The organism is Leptothoe sp. LEGE 181152, assembly GCF_032906605.1.
Classification (GTDB): domain Bacteria; phylum Cyanobacteriota; class Cyanobacteriia; order Phormidesmidales; family Phormidesmidaceae; genus Leptothoe; species Leptothoe turfae.
The window spans coordinates 35,535-53,224 of the sequence record NZ_JASATU010000035.1; the positions used below are offsets into that span (position 1 = coordinate 35,535).

The following is a 17,690-nucleotide window of genomic DNA, read 5'->3' on the forward strand; positions in this document are numbered from 1 at the left end:
AAAGAACCCACTCAAAAATTAGTCAAAAGTAGCAGGTGCAGAAAACCGGATCTTACCAGCACCCCACATATCACCCATGACCTTGGGTTGTAGCAGAATGTAACCGGCAATGGAAACCAAGTCGTCTTCAGTCAGGCTTCGCATCTTCGGGAAGATATCAGTACTCTGGGTACTGGGGTGTAGCTCAGAAATTTCAGTCAACCCATCATAGGTAGTTGGGTTATGCAAATAATCAACTAGAGCTTCTAGATTGTTACGATTGGGATAAGCACCTTCTAGAGCTTCAGGTTCTAAACCAACGTTTGGATTGGTCTTGGTGATACCTTGCACATGACAAGTTGCACAGGCGTAATTAAACTTTCTCCGGCCCTGGGAAACCTGCTCTAGGGAAAGCACAACTGTGTCACCCTGCTCATTCAGGGGAATGGTACGGATATTTTCATCCAGCTCAGCCGCCATCGCGTTGCCACCTACAAATAGGTTACCGACAAGAAAAACAGCCGCGACCACCAGCCAAATGCACTTTTTCAACATGATTCTCCTCGAAATGGATCGCCCGTAAAAGACGCAACACAGCACAAAGCCATAAGCCCAATAATCAGGCTAAGCTCGCGATTTGCAGCTATCTGATAAATAACGTCCAAGTTGTAATCTACAGCTCCTGCAATGGAAAACTATAGGTGTGGACGTGGACAAAATTTATTTCAGGTAGCCAATAGTTAATACCTATCATGCCACCGATAGGGTCAATTCCCAAGACAGTTAAAAGCTTGACTATATAACCGGTTTGATCGGCACAAGGTGACCATTGGCAACTCTATCGAGTGATACATGACTCAGCGAGGCAGACGCTACAGGCAATTTATGTAAGCGAATCAGCTGCGCAATGGTGTCTTTTAGCTGGGTACGCGGCACAATTTTATCGATAAATCCATGCTTAAGGAGATATTCTGCCGTTTGAAAGTCGTCCGGTAGCTTTTCTCTCAATGTCTGTTCCACCACACGACGCCCTGCAAAACCAATGGTCGCTTTTGGCTCAGCCAAGATAATGTCGCCCAACATGGCAAAACTGGCCGTCACACCTCCTGTAGTGGGATGGGTCAGAATTGGCATGTAGAGTAAACGGCTGTCACGATGACGTTCCAAGGCAGCTGAAATTTTAGCCATCTGCATGAGGCTTAACATGCCTTCTTGCATACGCGCCCCGCCTGAGGCGCAGACAATCACTACAGGTAACTGCGCCGCAGTCGCATGCTCAATTAAACGGGCAATCTTTTCACCGACAACTGAGCCCATGCTACCGCCCATAAAGCGAAAGTCCATAACGCCCAAGGCAATTCCTTCGCCGTTGATCTGACCAACACCGGTTTGCACACCATCGTTGAGATTGGTCTTGCTCTGCATATCGCGCAGCCGATCACTATAGGCTTTGCGATCGCGAAATCGCAAGGGATCCTTAGGTTCAATTTGCTCATTCAGAGGTTGCCAAGTATCTGTATCGATCAGCTGTACGATCCGCTCATCACTAAAGACACGGTAATGATAGTCACATTCCGGACAAACCATCTGGTTAGCCCGCAAATCCTTGGTGTAAGTCAGCACCCCACACTGATCACACTTAGTCCATAAACCATCGGCAATTTCGCGTTCCTGACGATCTTGGCTAATGGGGCTTTCTTTCTTACGGTTTGCAAACCAGTCAAAGAGGGACATAGACCCTGTTCTCGATACATAGCGTTCTCCAATCCTACCGGCTCGCCCACCCCCCTGGAATAGTCCATAGAGATTTTCTTGTTGCCATAGATTACAAATGGCCTTCAAAAAAAAGCCCCAAATAGGCCTGTATCAATGCATTCCCAAAAAATACGCTAATTCCTGCACCGAAGGCTAAAAATGGTCCGAAGGGAATAGGTTGGCGACGATCTAGTACCCCCAACGCTATCCCCAGCCCACCACTCATGGCACCCATAAACGAAGCCAGTAGCATACTCAGCAATAATCCCTGCCAACCTAACCAGGCTCCTAACATAGCTGCCAGCTTGCCATCGCCCCCACCCATCACCGTCTTACCAACCGCAACGGCCCCGAGCAAACTGATGCCATCAAATAACCACAGACCCAAAATACTAGCGCCAACACTGGCGACCAAAGCTGAGGCCACAGTTTGCTCAGGAGTTTGCCCAGTTGCCAACAGTACTTGAGCTAGCCAGCCTAGACACACACCTGACATCGTCAATGCATTAGGCAGCGTGAGCGTATCAATGTCAATTAAAGTGAGCGCCACTAGCCAGGTGGTTAAACCCCAATAAATAGGCGTTTCGAGGTTCCAACCAAATCTGAGAAATAGAGCGATATACAGCAGACCACTCATCAACTCCACCAGGGGATATCGCATCGGGATCGACGCTCGACAATATCGACAGCGTCCACGCAGCCACAACCAGCCCACCACTGGCACATTGTCATAGAGCTTTAGACGGGTGAAACAGCGGGGACAGCGAGAGGGCGGGGACAGGAGTGAGATTCCAGCTGGCAACCGATAAATAACAACGTTCAGAAAACTCCCAATGGAAGCCCCTAGAACAAAGACAAATAAATAGATGACCAGGCTGTCTAGCATCTAGTGCAAGCCGGGCTCCAATTGAGTTAAAGGGATAAAGCTCTCGTGGGGCAACAGCACAGGCTTAGGACCAAAGATAAGCTTGCCACGGCGGGTAGTGCGGCCAATGGCCACACCAATGGGACGCTCTACCACCTCAGGATGCACCTCATAGTAGGTGCGATAAATGTGACGGGCAGCCCGCAATAGTGCGGGGTCTAACATTGACGATGGAGACCTTAAGTTCAGCGGGCTACGGCTCAGCCCGGTTGCTGCCACGCTGGGGTGCACTGCCGCCTCACCATGGCTACTGTACTCTGGTCGCTGTAAAGATGACACGACTGAATACTCCCTCTAGCTCGATAGTACGTATGTGATGGAACTGACCTGAATTTATAACGAATTCAGCAATTCATTTGCTGAAGATACCCTATGTCTGCTAATAGAAACAGCCCTGCCACTATTCAGTACAACAATACTAGCTATCATCTATGGATTGTGCCAGGATTTTTCAATCATGGCTAAACTAAGGCGTGCAGCAGAGCATCACCCATCGCCTTACAGCCAACAGCGGTCATTCCTTCGGCCATAATATCGCCTGTGCGATAGCCCTGAGTGAGCACGGTATCTACGGCAGTTTCAATCATGTCAGCGGCTTGGGGTTGGCTTAAACCGTAGCGCAGCATCATGGCAGCACTGAGCACCTGGGCCAAGGGATTGGCCTTATCTTGCCCAGCAATATCAGGAGCTGAGCCATGCACCGGCTCAAACACACCAGGTCCTGAAGCCCCCAGACTAGCAGACGGCAACATGCCAATACTGCCAGTGAGCATCGCCGCCGCATCCGAGAGAATATCACCAAATAAATTGCCGGTAACGATGGTGTCAAATTGTTTGGGCCAGCGCAGGAGTTGCATCGCCGCGTTATCTACATACATATGGGAGAGTTCCACGTCGCTGTAGTCACTGGATAAAGCAGTGATGCGATCGCGCCATAGCTGCGACACCTCCAGCACATTCGCCTTATCTACTGAGCATAGGCGGCCCTGGCGTTTTTGAGCAGCTTCAAATGCAACCCGACCAATGCGATCAATCTCGGCACCTGCGTAGGCCATGGTATTTACCCCCCGCTGATCGCCATCAGCGTCAAACACCCCTCTGGGTTGACCAAAGTAGATGCCACCAGTCAATTCGCGCACCACCATAATGTCTACCCCTTCTATCACCTCATGCTTGAGGGAAGAAGCATCAATGAGTTGGGGCAAAATCGCCGCTGGTCGTAAATTAGCAAACAACTGCAACCCTGCTCGCAATCCCAGCAAACCCGTTTCTGGCCGTTGTGCACGGGGCAAAGAATCCCACTTGTATCCTCCGATCGCCGCTAGCAAGACCGCATCACTTTGCCGACAGGTATCAAGGGTTTCGTCTGGAAGCGGACCACCGGTAGCATCAATGGCACAGCCACCAATAGGCACTTCGGTAAAGTTAAACTGAATATCTAATTTGGCACCAACGGCCTGGAGGACATCAACTGCAACGGCTGTAATTTCAGGCCCAATGCCATCACCGGGAAGAAGGGTAATACGAAACTGCTGGGTCATGGAGACTTAAGTCGAGATCTTGGGTGATCGAACATCATATTGTAAGCATGGCATAGCACTGGAAACGATCGGGTCGTGGTTGACTACATCTATCTTCATGGGTTTGCATCGGGGCCACAGTCCTTTAAAGGAACATGGTTACGATCGCGTTTGCAAACCCACAATATTGACCTCCAGTTACTGGACCTAAACCAGGGGGATTTTAGCCATCTCACCCTCACTCGCCAAATCCATCAAGTTACCCAACAGCTGCACGGGCCTACCATCCTGATCGGGTCAAGTTTAGGGGGTATCGTAGCAGCATGGGTCACCCAGCAATCTACCTGCGTTGAACGGCTCATTTTGCTGGCCCCCGCCTTTCAATTTTTGCACCAGTGGTTACCCAAACTGGGCACAGAACAACTAAACAACTGGAAATCGAACGGCTGGCTATCGATATATCACTATGGTCTAGATACCCAGCAGCAATTGCACTACGACTTTTTAACCGATGCTCAACGCTACCCAGATAGTCAACTTAAAAAGTCGATCCCTACTCTCATTCTTCACGGCCAACGAGATGAGGTCATTGCTGAGGATGCCAGCCGACTCTATGCACAACATCGCCCTTGGGTCACCCTACAGTCTTTAGATACTGACCATGGTATGGCCGATGCAATGGAAGATATTTGGATCGCCATTCAGGATTTCTGTGCACTGTAAACCATTTATGCACTGTAAGCCGTTGCCGATGAAGAGGACCAATCGCTTTGATCAGCAAAAATGGCACAATAAAAAGTCTGCAATCCATAGGTTTTTCCATGCTGCCTTTCTTGCGTGCTGATTTGGCTAATCTCAAGGCTTATAAGCCACACCCCCCAATGCCAAAGCCCTATGATCAGCTCGACACGAATGAGAGCCCAATTGATCTACCTGATGACGTCAAAGCATCCCTAGCGGCGTCTTACCAGCAAGCTATTGCCGCCAATCGCTATCCAGATGGTGGGCATACAGCTCTAAAGCAAGCCATTGCCAACTATGTCGCAGAATCGAGTGCAGAGTCAGTAATGGTGGCGGAGAACAACATCTCAGTAGGGAACGGGTCCGATGAACTGATCCGGTCATTACTGATTGCAGCCGCCCTTGGTAACGGGTCTATTTTGGTCGCCAGCCCCACATTTTCCATGTACGGGATCTTGGCTCAAACCTTAGGCATTCCGGTTATAGATGTCGGTCGTCGAGAGAACTTCTGCATCAATTTAGAGAAAGCCCAAACTGCTATGGAGCAACACGCTATCCGAGTCGTGTTCATGGTGCATCCCAACTCCCCTACCGCCAATCCTTTAACCACAGAGGAAATTGCATGGCTCCGACAGTTACCTAACGATGTTCTGGTGGTTATTGACGAAGCCTATTTTGAATTCAGCGGGCACACCCTTGTCGCCGATAGCCTCAGTCGTAGCAATTGGGTTGTGTTGAGAACCTTTTCTAAGGCTTTTCGTTTGGCAGCCCATCGAGTTGGCTATGCAGTCGCTCAACCAGCTCTGATAGAAGCGCTTGAAAAAGTTCGATTGCCCTACAATCTGCCCAGTTTTTCCCAGGCAGCAGCATTGGCAGCTTTGGTCCATCGAGCATCACTTCTAGCCGCTGTACAGGTCACCATTGCAGAACGTCAGACAATGGTCGACTGGCTCAAACAGCAACCGATACTAACCCTATGGCCTAGTGCAGCAAACTTTATCTATTGCCGTTTAAGTGAGCAGGGTCGATCTCAGTTGGGGATGTCCCAAGCCGAAGGTCTGCAGCATATCTTCGGCACTTTGCGTCAGCAAGGAACCTTAATTCGTTATACCGGAGGGGGTTTACGGATTAGCCTGGGCACACCTGAGGAAAATCAGCGGACACGAAAAAACTTGGAGGCTATTAGTGAACCGTTAACCGCCCATGCCTAGGCGCACTCGCCTCACCGTTTGAGGTAAAACTCCTACCATCAGGGCAAAGGCTTCATTAGGCACGTTGTCGATAGTGCTCTTATCAAAATAAGTTTTGAATTGGTCCAAAATCATTTGAGCCCGGTCAGTAGAGCGCGGCTGATCCGTGAAATTCTGGGTGAGACGAATCCACTGTAGGCGGATTTTTAAAGCTTTTTGATGCTCTTCATGATCATCGGGCTCAACCAGCGACAGGTTACCCAGCGGAATAATCTTATGGCAGCCTTGGTCAAAGTCACCACCCACTGCTGCACCAGGGCCGGCAAATTCAGCATAAAACTCTCGAAAAATAATCAGGCCGTTGCGACGACGACTATTGACGACCAGTAAATCGCCACGATTTATTTTTTTGAGCAGACTGTCAACAGCTAGCGTTTCATTCACAGGCACATTAGAACTTGAACCGAGAGGCTGCTTAGCTCGCTCAGCCCACCACTTTACCGTACTATCTTCTAGATGCATAGCATTGCCCGAGGACGGTTTCGCTTGCACATTAAAAATATGGGGATGTTTTCTTCGGCCAAATCGTTTGACCGAAGATGAGTAGAGTGAAGGTGGATTGGATTGAGCATCCATCATTTTAGAGCGTCTACCTGGGGGGTAAGGTAATCCAGACTAATTACTCTTATTTGATACGAACACGATCACTTTCGTGCAGGAAATCAGACGAGTTTTATCCAGTCTTTGATAGTTACCAGTCCCTCCTCATACTCACTACATAAAAAATAATATTTATCAGGAGGATATGGATAATTTCACGGTATGAGGGGCGACAAACACTGTATCCAAAGTGCGTTAAAACTCTTGAACATACTTACATAACAACGTTTTTAATATTCTCTAAGAAATTGCTATTTGTAGTAGTTAAATGCTCATTAGTGAAACAGTTCTTTAACCATCATTTGCTTTCGCTGCCATGGATGCTGACTATGAAGCTGATAGCCAATTTTGTGATACAAGGCAATCGCTGGCGGATTATCAGTAGCAACATGTAGGTAAAGTTGCTGACATCCCCAGTTTTTGCCAATGTATTCACAGGCTAGGAGCATTTGCTGAGCGAGGCCACGACGCCGATGTTGCCGTTCGACAGCAACATTGGCGATATATGGACGACGGGGCTGTAGTGGTTGCCATAGTTGCGATCGCAATGAGATTTCCACCGTCCCAACAATTGCAGCCCCAGCAGACTTATCAATGACGACCAGGCAGCCATACTGATTAGACGAGTGCTTCAGACGGCGCTTGATATCTTCTTGAATACCCATACGCATCAATGGGTACAACCATCGATTACAACGATGTTGAGGATAGAAGCTGGTTAGGAGTAACTCCACTAGTTGAGATAAATCTTCGGGATAAGCAGGCCTTAGCCAATAGTCTTGAGGCAGAGTATGGACTCTGTCCCAGTTAAGTCTGGACATGGTGAGCAGCTTGCTCGCTAGGGTACTCTGGATGGGTGATAGGACCATTCAACCAGGTAATGCCCACATCGTAATTGATGGGTGTCTTAGTTGATTTTTCGTTGATTTTATCCATGGTTGGAACCGTGGTCCCAGGGCGCACTACATTTCTGCAGTTATTCAATACCCACAGTCGATTAGAGAAACCATAGGGTGCATGTCCAGTCCAACCAGCAATCGACAAGCCCACACCACAAAACCCAAGATCTTAGTCGTCGACGATGAACCTGACAATTTAGACCTGTTTCATCGAACGTTCCATCGAGAATTTCAGATACTACGGGCAGAGAGTGGTCACGCCGCATTAGAGAGTTTAGCCCAGAACCCAGATACTGCAGCGATCATCTCAGACCAGCGCATGCCTTATATGAGTGGCACAGACCTGCTGCTCCAAGTTGCCCAGCATTATCCCAACACGATCCGCATCATGCTGACCGGCTACACCGATGTGGAAGATCTGGTGGATGCCATCAATACAGGCAAAGTATTCAAATACATTACTAAGCCTTGGGAAGAAAAAGATTTAAGGGTCGTTGTTCAGCAAGCGATCGAAACTCATTCTATCCTCATCGCCAGAACACGAGAGCTGGATCGCATCGTTGAGCAAGAAACCCTGCTAAACGAAATTACCCGCACTATTCACAGTGCTGAAACCTCCGAAGAGATGTTGCAGGTAATCCCTCGCATGTTGGGCTCAGCCTTTGCAGCTGACTACTGTGCACTTCGCCCTTTGTATAACCTCCCTAACCAAATACAAAACTATTGGACCTATCAGGCAGATTCAGCTGCGCCATTAGATGACCAAACACTAACAGATACCGCTATTGATACGGATAGCCTGCAAATCTTCACAGCGCCAGACATTCCGGATCACAAGGTGTATCAACTCTTAGCGCCTTACTCCACTGTTCTTATCCCTCTAACGAGCAAACGCGAACCTCTGGCAATCCTGGCATTACATCACTGTCAGCAGCCTAATCATTGGCAACCAGAGAAGCTTAAGTTACTAGGTACCCTGGTGGCTCAAGCGGCATTGGCTCTGGCTCAAGCATGGACCCACGAGCGGGTACAAGCCCTGGCCCAACGGGAAGTGTTAATCAACACCATCACCCAGGCCATCCACAGTAGTTTGGAACCCAAACAAATCTTTTCGGCCATTACGCAAAAACTAGGGCAGGCCCTGGAAACTGATGGCTGTACTATTTCCTTATGGACCCAAGACGATGACTACGTAGACTGTGTAGGGCTTTACGACGCCCAACAGACCAAAATTTTGACCCTGCCTAAGTCCCAGGCCAAAATTAGCGAAAATCCAATCTTGCAAGAGCTCTTAGTCAGTCGCTCTCCCGTAGTCTTTGATGATTTATCCAAGGCCACAGCCCATACTCCCGAGCACCTATCGATCCAATCCCAGGCAACTGCATTACTGGTAGTGCCTCTAATTACGGATGGCCAGATTATTGGCAGTATCAGTCTGCGTCAGAGCCAGCCTCGCCAATGGCATATGGAAGAAATCAATTTGGCTCAGGCAGTTGCCAATCAAGCGGCCATTGCAGTGCAGCAGGCACGGTTATATCAAACGACTCGTCAACAGGCGGAGCAATTGCTGGCATTAGACAAACAAAAGACGACATTTTTTCAGAACATTTCCCACGAGTTTCGCACCCCCCTCACCCTCACCATTGGGCCTTTAGAATCAGCCGTAGAAAACGGCACAGGCTTGCCCTTTGATCAGTCGGTTATTGCCCTGCGTAATTCACGACGGTTACTGCGCCTCGTCAACCAATTACTTGATCTCCAGCGTCTTGATGCTGGGCAGATGCAGGCTACGTTCTATCCCTGTGACTTTGACCAGGTGATAAAAAGTGTGGCTGAGTCATTTCAGGCTTATTGCGATCGCAAACACATTACTCTCACCACTCAAATCCAACCATGTTCATCGGTCTATCTCGACCTCGAAAAATTTGACAAGGTGCTTTATAACATCCTGTCTAACGCTGTGAAATTCACACCAGCAGAAGGCTCCATTCAAATCACCCTCAATACCTTTGAAAACCGCTGCTATCTTGAAATCGAAGACACCGGCATTGGTATTCGTAAAGAGCAGCTACCCCACATATTTGAACGATTCCAACAGGCTGACGGCTCTGCTAGCCGCACCCATGAAGGTACAGGGCTTGGCTTGGCGCTCGTGAAAGAGTTAGTGGAGCTCCACGGTGGACAGGTGCGAGTTTCCTCCACCTATGGAGCAGGCACTATGTTTACGATCGAACTCCCCATGGGAGCTGACCATTTACCCGTTGATCGTGTCAGCAAAACCTTCCGCACACTGGAGCCACGCCGCGCCGCAGTTGAGCTAGCGGATCTCCACAACCAAGTTGTCGATACAGCAGCAGCAGAGGTTCAGAGACCAAAGGCAGCCCAGCCTCAGTCCATAGACCTCTCCCAAGCCAACCCACCAGCACTGGACAAAAACATTCATATCCTTGTGGTTGATGACAATCCTGACTTGCGCAGCTATGTGGCTAGCATCTTGAAACGTCGGGGATATGGCATCAGCACCGCTGACAACGGAGCCACTGGATTGGAGATAGCCCGCAAACGGCAGCCGCATCTGATTATTACTGACCTGATGATGCCCCAAGTCTCAGGCATAGAACTGATTCAGCAAGTACGTCTGGATGCAGCTCTACAAGGTACGCCGATTATTTTACTCACCGCCAAAGTCGATGACGACACGCGACTAGAGGGCGTTGAGCAAGGTGCAGATGCTTACATATCAAAACCGTTTAAGGACCGCGAATTGCTGGCAGAGGTGCATAATCTCTTAGCGCTTAAAGCCAATGAACATCGGATCGCAGAACTCAATCAGTACCTGACCGAATCGGTACTTAAGCGATTTTTACCGGCTTCTTTGGTCAAAAAGGCAGCCCATGGTGACCTACAACTGAATCTCAAACCCGAACCCCGTCTCGTAACGGTGTTATTCAGCGATATTGTAGGATTTACTCAGTTGTCGAACACATTGAGATCGCGGCGGGTTGCCGAATTACTCAATGAATATTTTGAGGTCATGACCCATGCCATTTTTGCCAATGGTGGCACCGTGGATAAGTTTATGGGTGATGCGGTTCTGGCCCTATTTGGTGCTCCAGAACGCTTGAGCCCTAATGAACAGGTCATGCGTGCGATCGCAGCTGCTCGCCAAATGTATAAGGCCCTAGAAGACCTCAATCAACGCTGGAGCCAACAGGGCGTTCCATCAGTGAAATTTCGCTGCGGTATTCATCAGGGTACTGCCGTAGTTGGCATGTTTGGCAGCGCCCACAGAACTGACTACACAGCCATTGGCCCCAGCGTCAACATTGCCGCACGTCTACAGGAAGCCGCCGATGGTGAAAGCATTCTCGTATCTGCCGCTGTCGCCGACTACCTCGATGAACAAGAAATCGTTAAATTTAGTCCGCTACAGCTGAAGGGAATTGATGAAACGGTTCTGACCTTTAATGTGAAAACAAAGCTTTCAGAAGGACTGTTGAGTTCTTAGATATCAGAATTTTACAAGGGCCAAAAATTATTTGTTGTAGAGGCATTCCAGGTAACGCTTCTACAACAAATTCCCAAACCGTAAGTTCAACGTCAACCGTTTACCCTGTCGGCAAGCCGTAACTGTGCATAATATGTCGCATACGCTTTTTTGCCCGTGATACCCGTTTGCGTAGGGTGGCTTGGTTAGGAATATCTGTGTCCCCAAGTTCCACTAGACGGCTAGTGATTTGCTCCCATGACAGCTGCTCAATCGTTCGCCACACTAAGAGTTGAGCCGTATGGTCATCCTCGCGGGATAGTGCCCTAAGGGCTTTGTAAAGCAAATCAATCTCGTGACTCAGATCGATAGACTCCAAGACATATTCAGGCTCCGCACTGATGCGATACTCAATATCATCGTAGCTTTGGGATGCCTGTCGCTGGGCATGACGACTTTTCTCACGCACAATATTAAAAGCGGTGCGCTTTAACCAAGCATGGGGATTGTAGATAACTTCACCACTGCGCTGACGGGCCTTGCCCCGCAAATAAGCCTCAAATAAAATCTCATAGGGCTCGAACTGGTGCATCAGTCGAAACTGAAAAAGATGACGACGTACTGTAGCCAAGGTGGAATAAGCATAGGAATTGCCGCTACCTAAAATTTCTGAAAGGGCAAGATCCAAAACATCCAATAAAGGCAAGTCAGAAGGCAAGTCAGGTTGGTCAGGCATACCAATGAGCCAGGTGATCCTGTTATGAGTTGATGATTCCTCTTAATAGTGAAGAACAGCTTACCTCCGTGACATTCCGCATTGTGCCTACAATTGTTCAGAAATAGGTAAAGGCACATACCGGAAACTGTCATTTGTTGTACTGATTTCGGCGAATCGAGCAACCCTCTGAAATTGGATGTCACATGATCACACCCCCAGCCACTAACCCCTTAGCGACTCACCCAATAACTGCAATGGAGACCATCCCATGTTTAGCTACTCCAGTCCTCGCAATCTCGGTATTAACGATCAATCTCAGCTGCATCGCGATTTGATCCACACCTATTGTCAGTTGTCTGTGCAGCCTGCTCTCAACAAAAACGATGCAGATCGTTTGGATACCATTTTGGCAACTGCCGAAACAAATCCACTCATTAGCTTTCTCATTGATGAAGCTGATCATATGCTGGCTCACTTACAGAGTTGGATTGATGAAAACGATATTACTGACCAGCAGCAAAAATTGCAGACATGCCTGAATGAAGCATGGCTAAACGAAGCGTTCCAGGATTTAGCCCAGCGTCTGCAAAAATCCCAATGCAAAACTCTACAGCAATATCTTCACAAACACGGTTGTTATAACGGAGCCATTGATGGGGTGATGGGACAATCCACCCAAGCTGCCATGAAGCAATGTTGCGAACAGCACGGGCAACTGCCACACCCCTTACCTATCCATACCCCGGATATAGCATATTAAGAAAACCGCTATATTTCTCTCACAGCAAGGTGTTTTCCACTTTAGCCAGCCTTAGCTCACTGACCCAATCACTGTATTGACCACTACACTGACCGGTCACATATACACGGATGTCATCACTAGTAGATGAGTAAGCCTACTAGACTTCTTTGATGAATATCACGATGCAATCGAACATTCAATGTTTAATCAAACGTTACGAACAGGGTGAGCGCATATTTCACGGCTTGGACTTGAGTGGATGTGACTTAAGCCACTTACAGCTGCCTGAGATTGATCTCAGTTACAGCATTTTAAGTGAGGCCTCTTTAGTAGGCACCGATTTGGAATGGGCAATTTTGCGCGATGTTAACTTGACAAAGGCTAATTTGACCCAGGCTCATTTACATCGAGCTAACCTGCGGCGCGCTAACTTGACAACCGCCAGGCTACATAAAGCTGACCTCCGAGCAGCTGACCTGAGCGGGGCAACGATTATCGATACTGTTTTTGTGGACAGTAATGTTTGGGGTGCGGTGGCTCCAGATGGTAGTCCGCTACATCTGCATTAGACGGCAGACGCGACTACTCTACCCGCAGACGCCGGGTAACTACAATCAGACCGTCTTCACGAATCAGTAGCCCCGAAACCCATAGGTTATCGTCATCGGTGGGAGCATCACCGAGCTTAAATAAACCACCGGCCGATAACAGTTCTAGATCCAGGGGTCGTGGCGTAAAGAAATCTTCTTGTGTGGTCCCCTCATCTAACGCTGCACCTAGCAAATAACGCTCGCCTAAGGGTTCTTGAACAATGGCATCAAATCCATAACTTTCACCTGGCTGTACACGCTCCGGCAAAATCACCACAATCTCAGGGGATGTGGCACTAGAACTGAGCTGGTTACGCTCAGATAAAATTTCTTGGGATGTAATTTTATTTCCCGTAAACTGCTGGCGAGAGTGAATGACCGACTCCAGGCTTAGACGCCGAGGCATGGTCTGCGTGCCATCAATATAGGTGACGGTCTCAGCAACATAGCCACCATCAACTTCTTCCCATGACTGCAGTTCTACCCGATAATTAAGAGTCTCGTAGCGTTCCCATAGCTGCGGTAGCGTTGTTTCAAGGGTGGCATAGGTAAAGCCGTCATTATTTGTAAAACTGTCGGCATAAAATTCCATCACCCCATCTATATCTCGCTCATTAGAAGCAGATTCAATCTGCTCTAGGGCAGTAGTCAAAGCTGCTGGTGCGGTTTCTGGAGGAGCTGCTTGGGCAGTCAAGCCAAATACACTCATCCCTAGCACACCCAGTGAACATAACGACCAGTGGCAAGGGTGAATCATATGTAAAGTCCTCGATAGTAGTATCTGTGACAATTGAGGTTGGTCAAATTAAGCAAAAGGCATTATCTTAGAGCCGACTGGCTCAGTCTGTGCAATTGCAATCGCTGACCCATTGGTGCCGATTCAGCGGATAATAGCTCCTGGCTAAGTTATTGCTAAACATACCCCTAAACTCAAGTCCCAATCTAGAAACAGTTATAAAGCCTAATTATTCAGGCCATTGTTACTGATGGATGGTCAGGGTCTTTCACATTATGGACGACAGACAAGGAAATGGTGAAGGCAATAAGCTTTTGATTGCTGCCAGTGGCACTGGCGGCCACCTTTTTCCTGCGATCGCAACTGCCGAGCATCTGACTGGGCCAATTGAATGGCTTGGTGTGCCCGATCGTTTAGAAACTGAACTTGTCCCGGCGTGCTACCCCCTCCATACGGTTCGCATGGGAGGCGTTCAGGGCAAACTGGGGTTAGGGACTATAAAACTATTTGTCCAGTTTGCACAAGCCACGTTGGCGACTCGGCGACTGCTACAGCGAGGTAACTTTAAGGGCGTCTTTACCACTGGTGGATACATTGCGGCACCTGCCATCATTGCCGCCCGCAGTTTGGGGTTGCCCACTGTGTTGCATGAGTCCAACGCCATGCCGGGAAAAGTGACTCGTTGGCTGAGCCGCTTGTGCTCAATAGTTGCTATTGGATTTAAGGAAACCCGCCAGTATTTGCCTAAACAAGCGCAGACAGTCTGGGTGGGGACACCAGTGCGATCGCAGTTTTTGACTGACAGTCATGCCAGTCTCCAGGATTTCTCCATCCCTGACAATGTCCCCTTAATCGTTGTGATTGGTGGCAGTCAAGGCGCTGTCGCTGTAAATAAGCTTGTACGGGCTGCAGCCCCAGCCTGGTTGGAACAAGGTGCCTGGGTAATTCATCAAACGGGCAACAATGATCCAGACACCGAGACTCTGAACCACCCTCAATACATTCATCGTCCATTCTTTAAAAATGTAGCCGCCCTTTTTAAGCGCTCCACCCTAGTGATTAGTCGGGCCGGAGCTGGCACATTAACGGAACTAGCCATGACCCATACCCCATCTGTCTTAATTCCCTACCCCTTTGCAGCAGACGACCACCAAGCTTATAACGCCAACGCTTTTGGCACTGTCGGAGCGAGTAAGGTATATCGACAGTCAGACCTTGATGGCGACACGTTGCAAAAGTGGGTCTTAGCACTCCTGGAAAATCCAGCAGAATTGGACTGCATGAGGGTTGCAGCAGCAGCTTTAGCCGTCAGTGACAGCGCAGAGCAGGTGGCAAGCCTGCTGCAAAAAACAATGGAATGATGATGCCCCACTATCTGATGCCCTCAAATAGTGGGGCAGTTAAACGCCAGCCGTTACTGTCAACTCGCCAACCATACCAGCCTCAGCATGACCAGCAATTGAGCAGTGGAGTTCATAAATCCCTGGTTTTTGAGGAATAAATACCCATTCAGCCTCAGCTCCAGGCTTCAGCTCCAGTTCATGAATAGCACCTTTGACTTCGACCTGGCCTGCTTCTACTTTTTGAGTCCAGATTACATCCGCAAAGTCTTTGGCCGTAAAGTAATGCTTGACGGGGCTAGGATTATCTAGCAGCAGCTTATAGCGTTTACCAGCATCAAAGGTTAACGTGTCAGGTTCAAAGACCAGAGCACCTGATTTATCACCCAGGTGCACCTGTAGTGTATCTATCGGTTGTTGGCTTGGGGCTCCTGCGGCAAAAGCGCTATTCGTGGACAGTACTAAGATAGACAAGACTAGAAACAGCCCCATTAGAACTAGAGTTTGTCCCCAATTCTTCAAAGCGCTGAGGCAAGTGCGTAGGGTCACCATCATTCCCCAGACTCCATCACTCGGATCTACATAACAATCTTACTTGCCTGAGTGAATGCCAATACCCGCTACGCAAGAACCTTTAATACCAGTTCTTAGTTGGAGGACGTTTTATGGTGGCTGCCACAAAAGAAAGTGGTCCCTGGCAAAACAACCAGAGACCAGGGAGTCGTGATGAACACTGACAATCTGTATTACATGAGAGAGTACACAGCAGTTTTGAAACTGTGTGAGTCTATAGTTAAGCGTTGTAGCGAACACTATAACGTGAGGGGGTTAGATCTGGGGGTGACCGGCATAGCAACGGGAGCTCTCATTTTGAACCTACGGCCCAAGAAGGAAAGTTTAGCCTTGGTTTCGACAGTTTCAATGGACTGGGTAGAAGGCGTGTAGGGTGCGCCGAGGTGAGTGAGTTGCATGGATAAATTCCAAATAAATGTGTTTAGCGGTGACGGATTATAGCGCATTAGACAGCATGCTGACGATGGGGCAACACTCACCTGACTTGCCAATAGTATGGCTAAGCAAAAGCGCTAAGACCTTCCACCAACGGAAAGATTAAATCTTGTTTTTTCCATTATCGGAAAGAGTGGGAAATGACTATCTTTACAGATTCCAACATCCCAGGACTGTTTCTTCTTGAATATCTAGAGCTGAACTAAACCAGCGATTGATAATTTCCTCATAGATAGATACCCCTGACAATCCCCTTATATGGCTTGGCAATCACTTGCGTGACTTATCAGAGGCGTTATCAGACTCAGACCACTCAGCACCAGCTTGCTTGGCATCAAGCACTGCCTTTTCCAGCAAAAAAGCACAAAGATTGCTCAGTGGTCGGCCATCATAGGCGGCCCACTGCTCTAGAGCTTCCGCTAGGCGGTCTGGAAGGGTTACTTGCACACGTTTGGTCATAGCGGCCATGATACCGCCTCTCATCTACAGACACACTTATTACATCAAATAGACATCGATTTGTGTTTTAACACCACTAAAAAATGTAAATAAGCTTGATCAAAAAGAATGTTTGTACTAAACTGCCAAAATGCATAAACAATTGTTGAGTCAACCATTAGCGACATTACGGGACATTATCCTAGCCAGCTCCATGAAGTTAGGATTCATGCCATGGTTAACATGGCTCATCCGTAGCTATGCCCAAGAAAAAACGCTTGGCTTAACTCATCAAACACCTAGCAGTGCCACCTCCGAGGACTCTACGCAGCCTGGCAGGTTTCAAGACCACGGCAGTAGCTCTACTTGGTATGCCTGGTTCGATGATAATATAGATGACTTCTACACTGCCGATCCTTCATCAGCACCACAACCACTAGAGCCCACCGACCTAGTCAACTCACTTCTAGAAAATCAAATCACCCTTTGGCATCATCCTGAATTCGCTCCATGGCTGATTGCCTTTGCTGAACAAGCCTTCTATCAATGGCCTGCTGAAATACCTCTTGATGCCGATCTAACTCAACCTGAGCAAGTCAGGTCACCGGAAACGCAACAAAAACTCTCCCAAGCTTTTAGTACTTTGCCACGAGAATTGGTCAACAATACTCACATACAGGAACTGGTATTGATGTATTTAGGCGCAAGTTACCCAGTTATTGAAGGATTTTCCAAAACTCCTGTAGCTCAAGCCACAGCAAAAGAACGAGAGCATTACCGTCAAGAGCGCTACGCAAAACGAACAACTTTCTATCAACAACATAACATTACGGCTCAGGAATAGATTGAGCAGAACTTAAATCTCAACTCACCTGACGAGCTAGACTGAGCACAAACCCATTGACAAAAATCTATTTCCGCAGTGACCTCATCCACTAAGGCTGTTTCTAGACACTGCTACA

At 48.3% G+C, this 17,690-nt stretch carries 20 protein-coding genes; 7 read left to right on the forward strand and 13 right to left on the reverse strand.

Annotated features, from left to right (window positions below):
* Positions 1-18: 18 nt before the first annotated feature.
* The 5 genes from psbV to leuB form a co-directional block, all read right to left on the reverse strand.
* Positions 19-534, reverse strand: coding sequence for a photosystem II cytochrome c-550 (psbV, locus tag QGP82_RS19605; protein ID WP_006516955.1), 516 nt, complete (start codon positions 532-534; stop codon positions 19-21).
* Between the two features lie 240 nt (positions 535-774).
* Positions 775-1,713: an acetyl-CoA carboxylase, carboxyltransferase subunit beta gene (gene accD / locus QGP82_RS19610; RefSeq protein ID WP_490793161.1), complete on the reverse strand. Its 939-nt coding sequence runs from the start codon at positions 1,711-1,713 to the stop codon at positions 775-777.
* A 91-nt stretch (positions 1,714-1,804) separates the two neighbouring features.
* Positions 1,805-2,620, reverse strand: a complete 816-nt coding sequence (locus tag QGP82_RS19615; protein WP_163659958.1) for a prepilin peptidase — start codon at positions 2,618-2,620, stop codon at positions 1,805-1,807.
* Complete coding sequence (locus tag QGP82_RS19620; RefSeq protein ID WP_006516958.1) at positions 2,621-2,878, reverse strand: hypothetical protein; 258 nt, start codon at positions 2,876-2,878, stop codon at positions 2,621-2,623. It lies immediately after the preceding gene.
* A gap of 242 nt (positions 2,879-3,120) precedes the next feature.
* Positions 3,121-4,200, reverse strand: a complete 1,080-nt coding sequence (leuB, locus tag QGP82_RS19625; RefSeq protein WP_163659960.1) for a 3-isopropylmalate dehydrogenase — start codon at positions 4,198-4,200, stop codon at positions 3,121-3,123.
* A gap of 75 nt (positions 4,201-4,275) precedes the next feature.
* On the opposite strand from leuB, the gene QGP82_RS19630 reads away from it, so the two are divergent.
* Together QGP82_RS19630 and QGP82_RS19635 are read left to right on the forward strand one after the other, a co-directional pair.
* Complete coding sequence (locus tag QGP82_RS19630; RefSeq protein ID WP_163659963.1) at positions 4,276-4,902, forward strand: YqiA/YcfP family alpha/beta fold hydrolase; 627 nt, start codon at positions 4,276-4,278, stop codon at positions 4,900-4,902.
* Positions 4,903-5,000: 98 nt separating this feature from the next.
* Positions 5,001-6,131 carry a histidinol-phosphate transaminase gene (locus QGP82_RS19635; protein ID WP_163659965.1) on the forward strand — a complete coding sequence of 377 codons (1,131 nt, stop codon included), beginning with the start codon at positions 5,001-5,003 and terminating at the stop codon, positions 6,129-6,131.
* Here the strand turns inward: QGP82_RS19635 and QGP82_RS19640 are convergent.
* The 3 genes from QGP82_RS19640 to QGP82_RS19650 form a co-directional block, all read right to left on the reverse strand.
* Positions 6,114-6,749 carry a hypothetical protein gene (locus tag QGP82_RS19640; RefSeq protein WP_250564681.1) on the reverse strand — a complete coding sequence of 212 codons (636 nt, stop codon included), beginning with the start codon at positions 6,747-6,749 and terminating at the stop codon, positions 6,114-6,116. The genes QGP82_RS19635 and QGP82_RS19640 overlap by 18 nt on opposite strands.
* A 296-nt stretch (positions 6,750-7,045) precedes the next feature.
* The gene (locus QGP82_RS19645) at positions 7,046-7,591 is read right to left on the reverse strand and encodes a GNAT family N-acetyltransferase (RefSeq protein ID WP_163659967.1); all 546 of its coding nucleotides are present in this window, start codon (positions 7,589-7,591) and stop codon (positions 7,046-7,048) included.
* On the reverse strand, positions 7,578-7,706 hold the full coding sequence (locus QGP82_RS19650; RefSeq protein WP_499060740.1) for a hypothetical protein: 129 nt from the start codon (positions 7,704-7,706) through the stop codon (positions 7,578-7,580). Before QGP82_RS19650 ends, QGP82_RS19645 begins: the two co-directional genes overlap by 14 nt.
* 81 nt (positions 7,707-7,787) lie before the next feature.
* Here QGP82_RS19650 and QGP82_RS19655 point away from each other — a divergent pair, with 81 nt between their 5' ends.
* On the forward strand, positions 7,788-11,177 hold the full coding sequence (locus QGP82_RS19655) for a response regulator (protein ID WP_499060741.1): 3,390 nt from the start codon (positions 7,788-7,790) through the stop codon (positions 11,175-11,177).
* A 100-nt stretch (positions 11,178-11,277) separates the two neighbouring features.
* Here the strand turns inward: QGP82_RS19655 and QGP82_RS19660 are convergent, their stop codons facing one another.
* Positions 11,278-11,892 (reverse strand): RNA polymerase sigma factor, encoded by a 615-nt coding sequence (locus QGP82_RS19660; RefSeq protein ID WP_163659971.1) that lies wholly within the window; start codon positions 11,890-11,892, stop codon positions 11,278-11,280.
* Between the two features lie 250 nt (positions 11,893-12,142).
* Here QGP82_RS19660 and QGP82_RS19665 point away from each other — a divergent pair, with 250 nt between their 5' ends.
* Complete coding sequence (locus tag QGP82_RS19665) at positions 12,143-12,634, forward strand: peptidoglycan-binding domain-containing protein (protein ID WP_163659973.1); 492 nt, start codon at positions 12,143-12,145, stop codon at positions 12,632-12,634.
* A 164-nt stretch (positions 12,635-12,798) separates the two neighbouring features.
* The gene (locus QGP82_RS19670; RefSeq protein WP_006516967.1) at positions 12,799-13,185 is read left to right on the forward strand and encodes a pentapeptide repeat-containing protein; all 387 of its coding nucleotides are present in this window, start codon (positions 12,799-12,801) and stop codon (positions 13,183-13,185) included.
* Between the two features lie 13 nt (positions 13,186-13,198).
* Here the strand turns inward: QGP82_RS19670 and QGP82_RS19675 are convergent, their stop codons facing one another.
* Entirely contained in the window at positions 13,199-13,915 is a 717-nt protein-coding gene (locus tag QGP82_RS19675; protein ID WP_250564682.1) for a DUF8623 domain-containing protein, read from the reverse strand.
* Positions 13,916-14,217: 302 nt separating this feature from the next.
* Here QGP82_RS19675 and murG point away from each other — a divergent pair, with 302 nt between their 5' ends.
* The gene (gene murG / locus QGP82_RS19680) at positions 14,218-15,303 is read left to right on the forward strand and encodes an undecaprenyldiphospho-muramoylpentapeptide beta-N-acetylglucosaminyltransferase (RefSeq protein WP_163659977.1); all 1,086 of its coding nucleotides are present in this window, start codon (positions 14,218-14,220) and stop codon (positions 15,301-15,303) included.
* A 39-nt stretch (positions 15,304-15,342) separates the two neighbouring features.
* Here murG and QGP82_RS19685 read toward each other — a convergent pair whose 3' ends face one another.
* The 3 genes from QGP82_RS19685 to QGP82_RS19695 form a co-directional block, all read right to left on the reverse strand.
* On the reverse strand, positions 15,343-15,837 hold the full coding sequence (locus QGP82_RS19685) for a cupredoxin domain-containing protein (RefSeq protein ID WP_163659979.1): 495 nt from the start codon (positions 15,835-15,837) through the stop codon (positions 15,343-15,345).
* A 257-nt stretch (positions 15,838-16,094) separates the two neighbouring features.
* Positions 16,095-16,253: a DUF4278 domain-containing protein gene (locus QGP82_RS19690; protein WP_163659981.1), complete on the reverse strand. Its 159-nt coding sequence runs from the start codon at positions 16,251-16,253 to the stop codon at positions 16,095-16,097.
* A gap of 307 nt (positions 16,254-16,560) precedes the next feature.
* The gene (locus QGP82_RS19695) at positions 16,561-16,758 is read right to left on the reverse strand and encodes a ribbon-helix-helix domain-containing protein (RefSeq protein ID WP_163659983.1); all 198 of its coding nucleotides are present in this window, start codon (positions 16,756-16,758) and stop codon (positions 16,561-16,563) included.
* 121 nt (positions 16,759-16,879) lie between these two features.
* Here QGP82_RS19695 and QGP82_RS19700 point away from each other — a divergent pair, with 121 nt between their 5' ends.
* Positions 16,880-17,572 (forward strand): hypothetical protein, encoded by a 693-nt coding sequence (locus QGP82_RS19700; protein WP_163702927.1) that lies wholly within the window; start codon positions 16,880-16,882, stop codon positions 17,570-17,572.
* Positions 17,573-17,690: the final 118 nt, after the last annotated feature.

What these genes read in the sequence shown, in the direction of transcription:
- QGP82_RS19635 (WP_163659965.1), top strand. Translation starts at nt 5,001, where the DNA reads ATGCTGCCTTTCTTGCGTGCTGATTTGGCTAATCTCAAGGCTTATAAG.
- QGP82_RS19640 (WP_250564681.1), bottom strand. Translation starts at nt 6,749, where the DNA reads ATGATGGATGCTCAATCCAATCCACCTTCACTCTACTCATCTTCGGTC.
- QGP82_RS19615 (WP_163659958.1), bottom strand. Translation starts at nt 2,620, where the DNA reads ATGCTAGACAGCCTGGTCATCTATTTATTTGTCTTTGTTCTAGGGGCT.
- murG (WP_163659977.1), top strand. Translation starts at nt 14,218, where the DNA reads ATGGACGACAGACAAGGAAATGGTGAAGGCAATAAGCTTTTGATTGCT.
- QGP82_RS19665 (WP_163659973.1), top strand. Translation starts at nt 12,143, where the DNA reads ATGTTTAGCTACTCCAGTCCTCGCAATCTCGGTATTAACGATCAATCT.
- QGP82_RS19670 (WP_006516967.1), top strand. Translation starts at nt 12,799, where the DNA reads ATGCAATCGAACATTCAATGTTTAATCAAACGTTACGAACAGGGTGAG.
- QGP82_RS19695 (WP_163659983.1), bottom strand. Translation starts at nt 16,758, where the DNA reads ATGGCCGCTATGACCAAACGTGTGCAAGTAACCCTTCCAGACCGCCTA.
- QGP82_RS19690 (WP_163659981.1), bottom strand. Translation starts at nt 16,253, where the DNA reads ATGCAACTCACTCACCTCGGCGCACCCTACACGCCTTCTACCCAGTCC.
- QGP82_RS19685 (WP_163659979.1), bottom strand. Translation starts at nt 15,837, where the DNA reads ATGATGGTGACCCTACGCACTTGCCTCAGCGCTTTGAAGAATTGGGGA.
- QGP82_RS19650 (WP_499060740.1), bottom strand. Translation starts at nt 7,706, where the DNA reads ATGGATAAAATCAACGAAAAATCAACTAAGACACCCATCAATTACGAT.
- QGP82_RS19660 (WP_163659971.1), bottom strand. Translation starts at nt 11,892, where the DNA reads ATGCCTGACCAACCTGACTTGCCTTCTGACTTGCCTTTATTGGATGTT.
- QGP82_RS19700 (WP_163702927.1), top strand. Translation starts at nt 16,880, where the DNA reads ATGCATAAACAATTGTTGAGTCAACCATTAGCGACATTACGGGACATT.
- QGP82_RS19645 (WP_163659967.1), bottom strand. Translation starts at nt 7,591, where the DNA reads ATGTCCAGACTTAACTGGGACAGAGTCCATACTCTGCCTCAAGACTAT.
- accD (WP_490793161.1), bottom strand. Translation starts at nt 1,713, where the DNA reads ATGTCCCTCTTTGACTGGTTTGCAAACCGTAAGAAAGAAAGCCCCATT.
- leuB (WP_163659960.1), bottom strand. Translation starts at nt 4,200, where the DNA reads ATGACCCAGCAGTTTCGTATTACCCTTCTTCCCGGTGATGGCATTGGG.
- psbV (WP_006516955.1), bottom strand. Translation starts at nt 534, where the DNA reads ATGTTGAAAAAGTGCATTTGGCTGGTGGTCGCGGCTGTTTTTCTTGTC.
- QGP82_RS19675 (WP_250564682.1), bottom strand. Translation starts at nt 13,915, where the DNA reads ATGAGTGTATTTGGCTTGACTGCCCAAGCAGCTCCTCCAGAAACCGCA.
- QGP82_RS19655 (WP_499060741.1), top strand. Translation starts at nt 7,788, where the DNA reads ATGTCCAGTCCAACCAGCAATCGACAAGCCCACACCACAAAACCCAAG.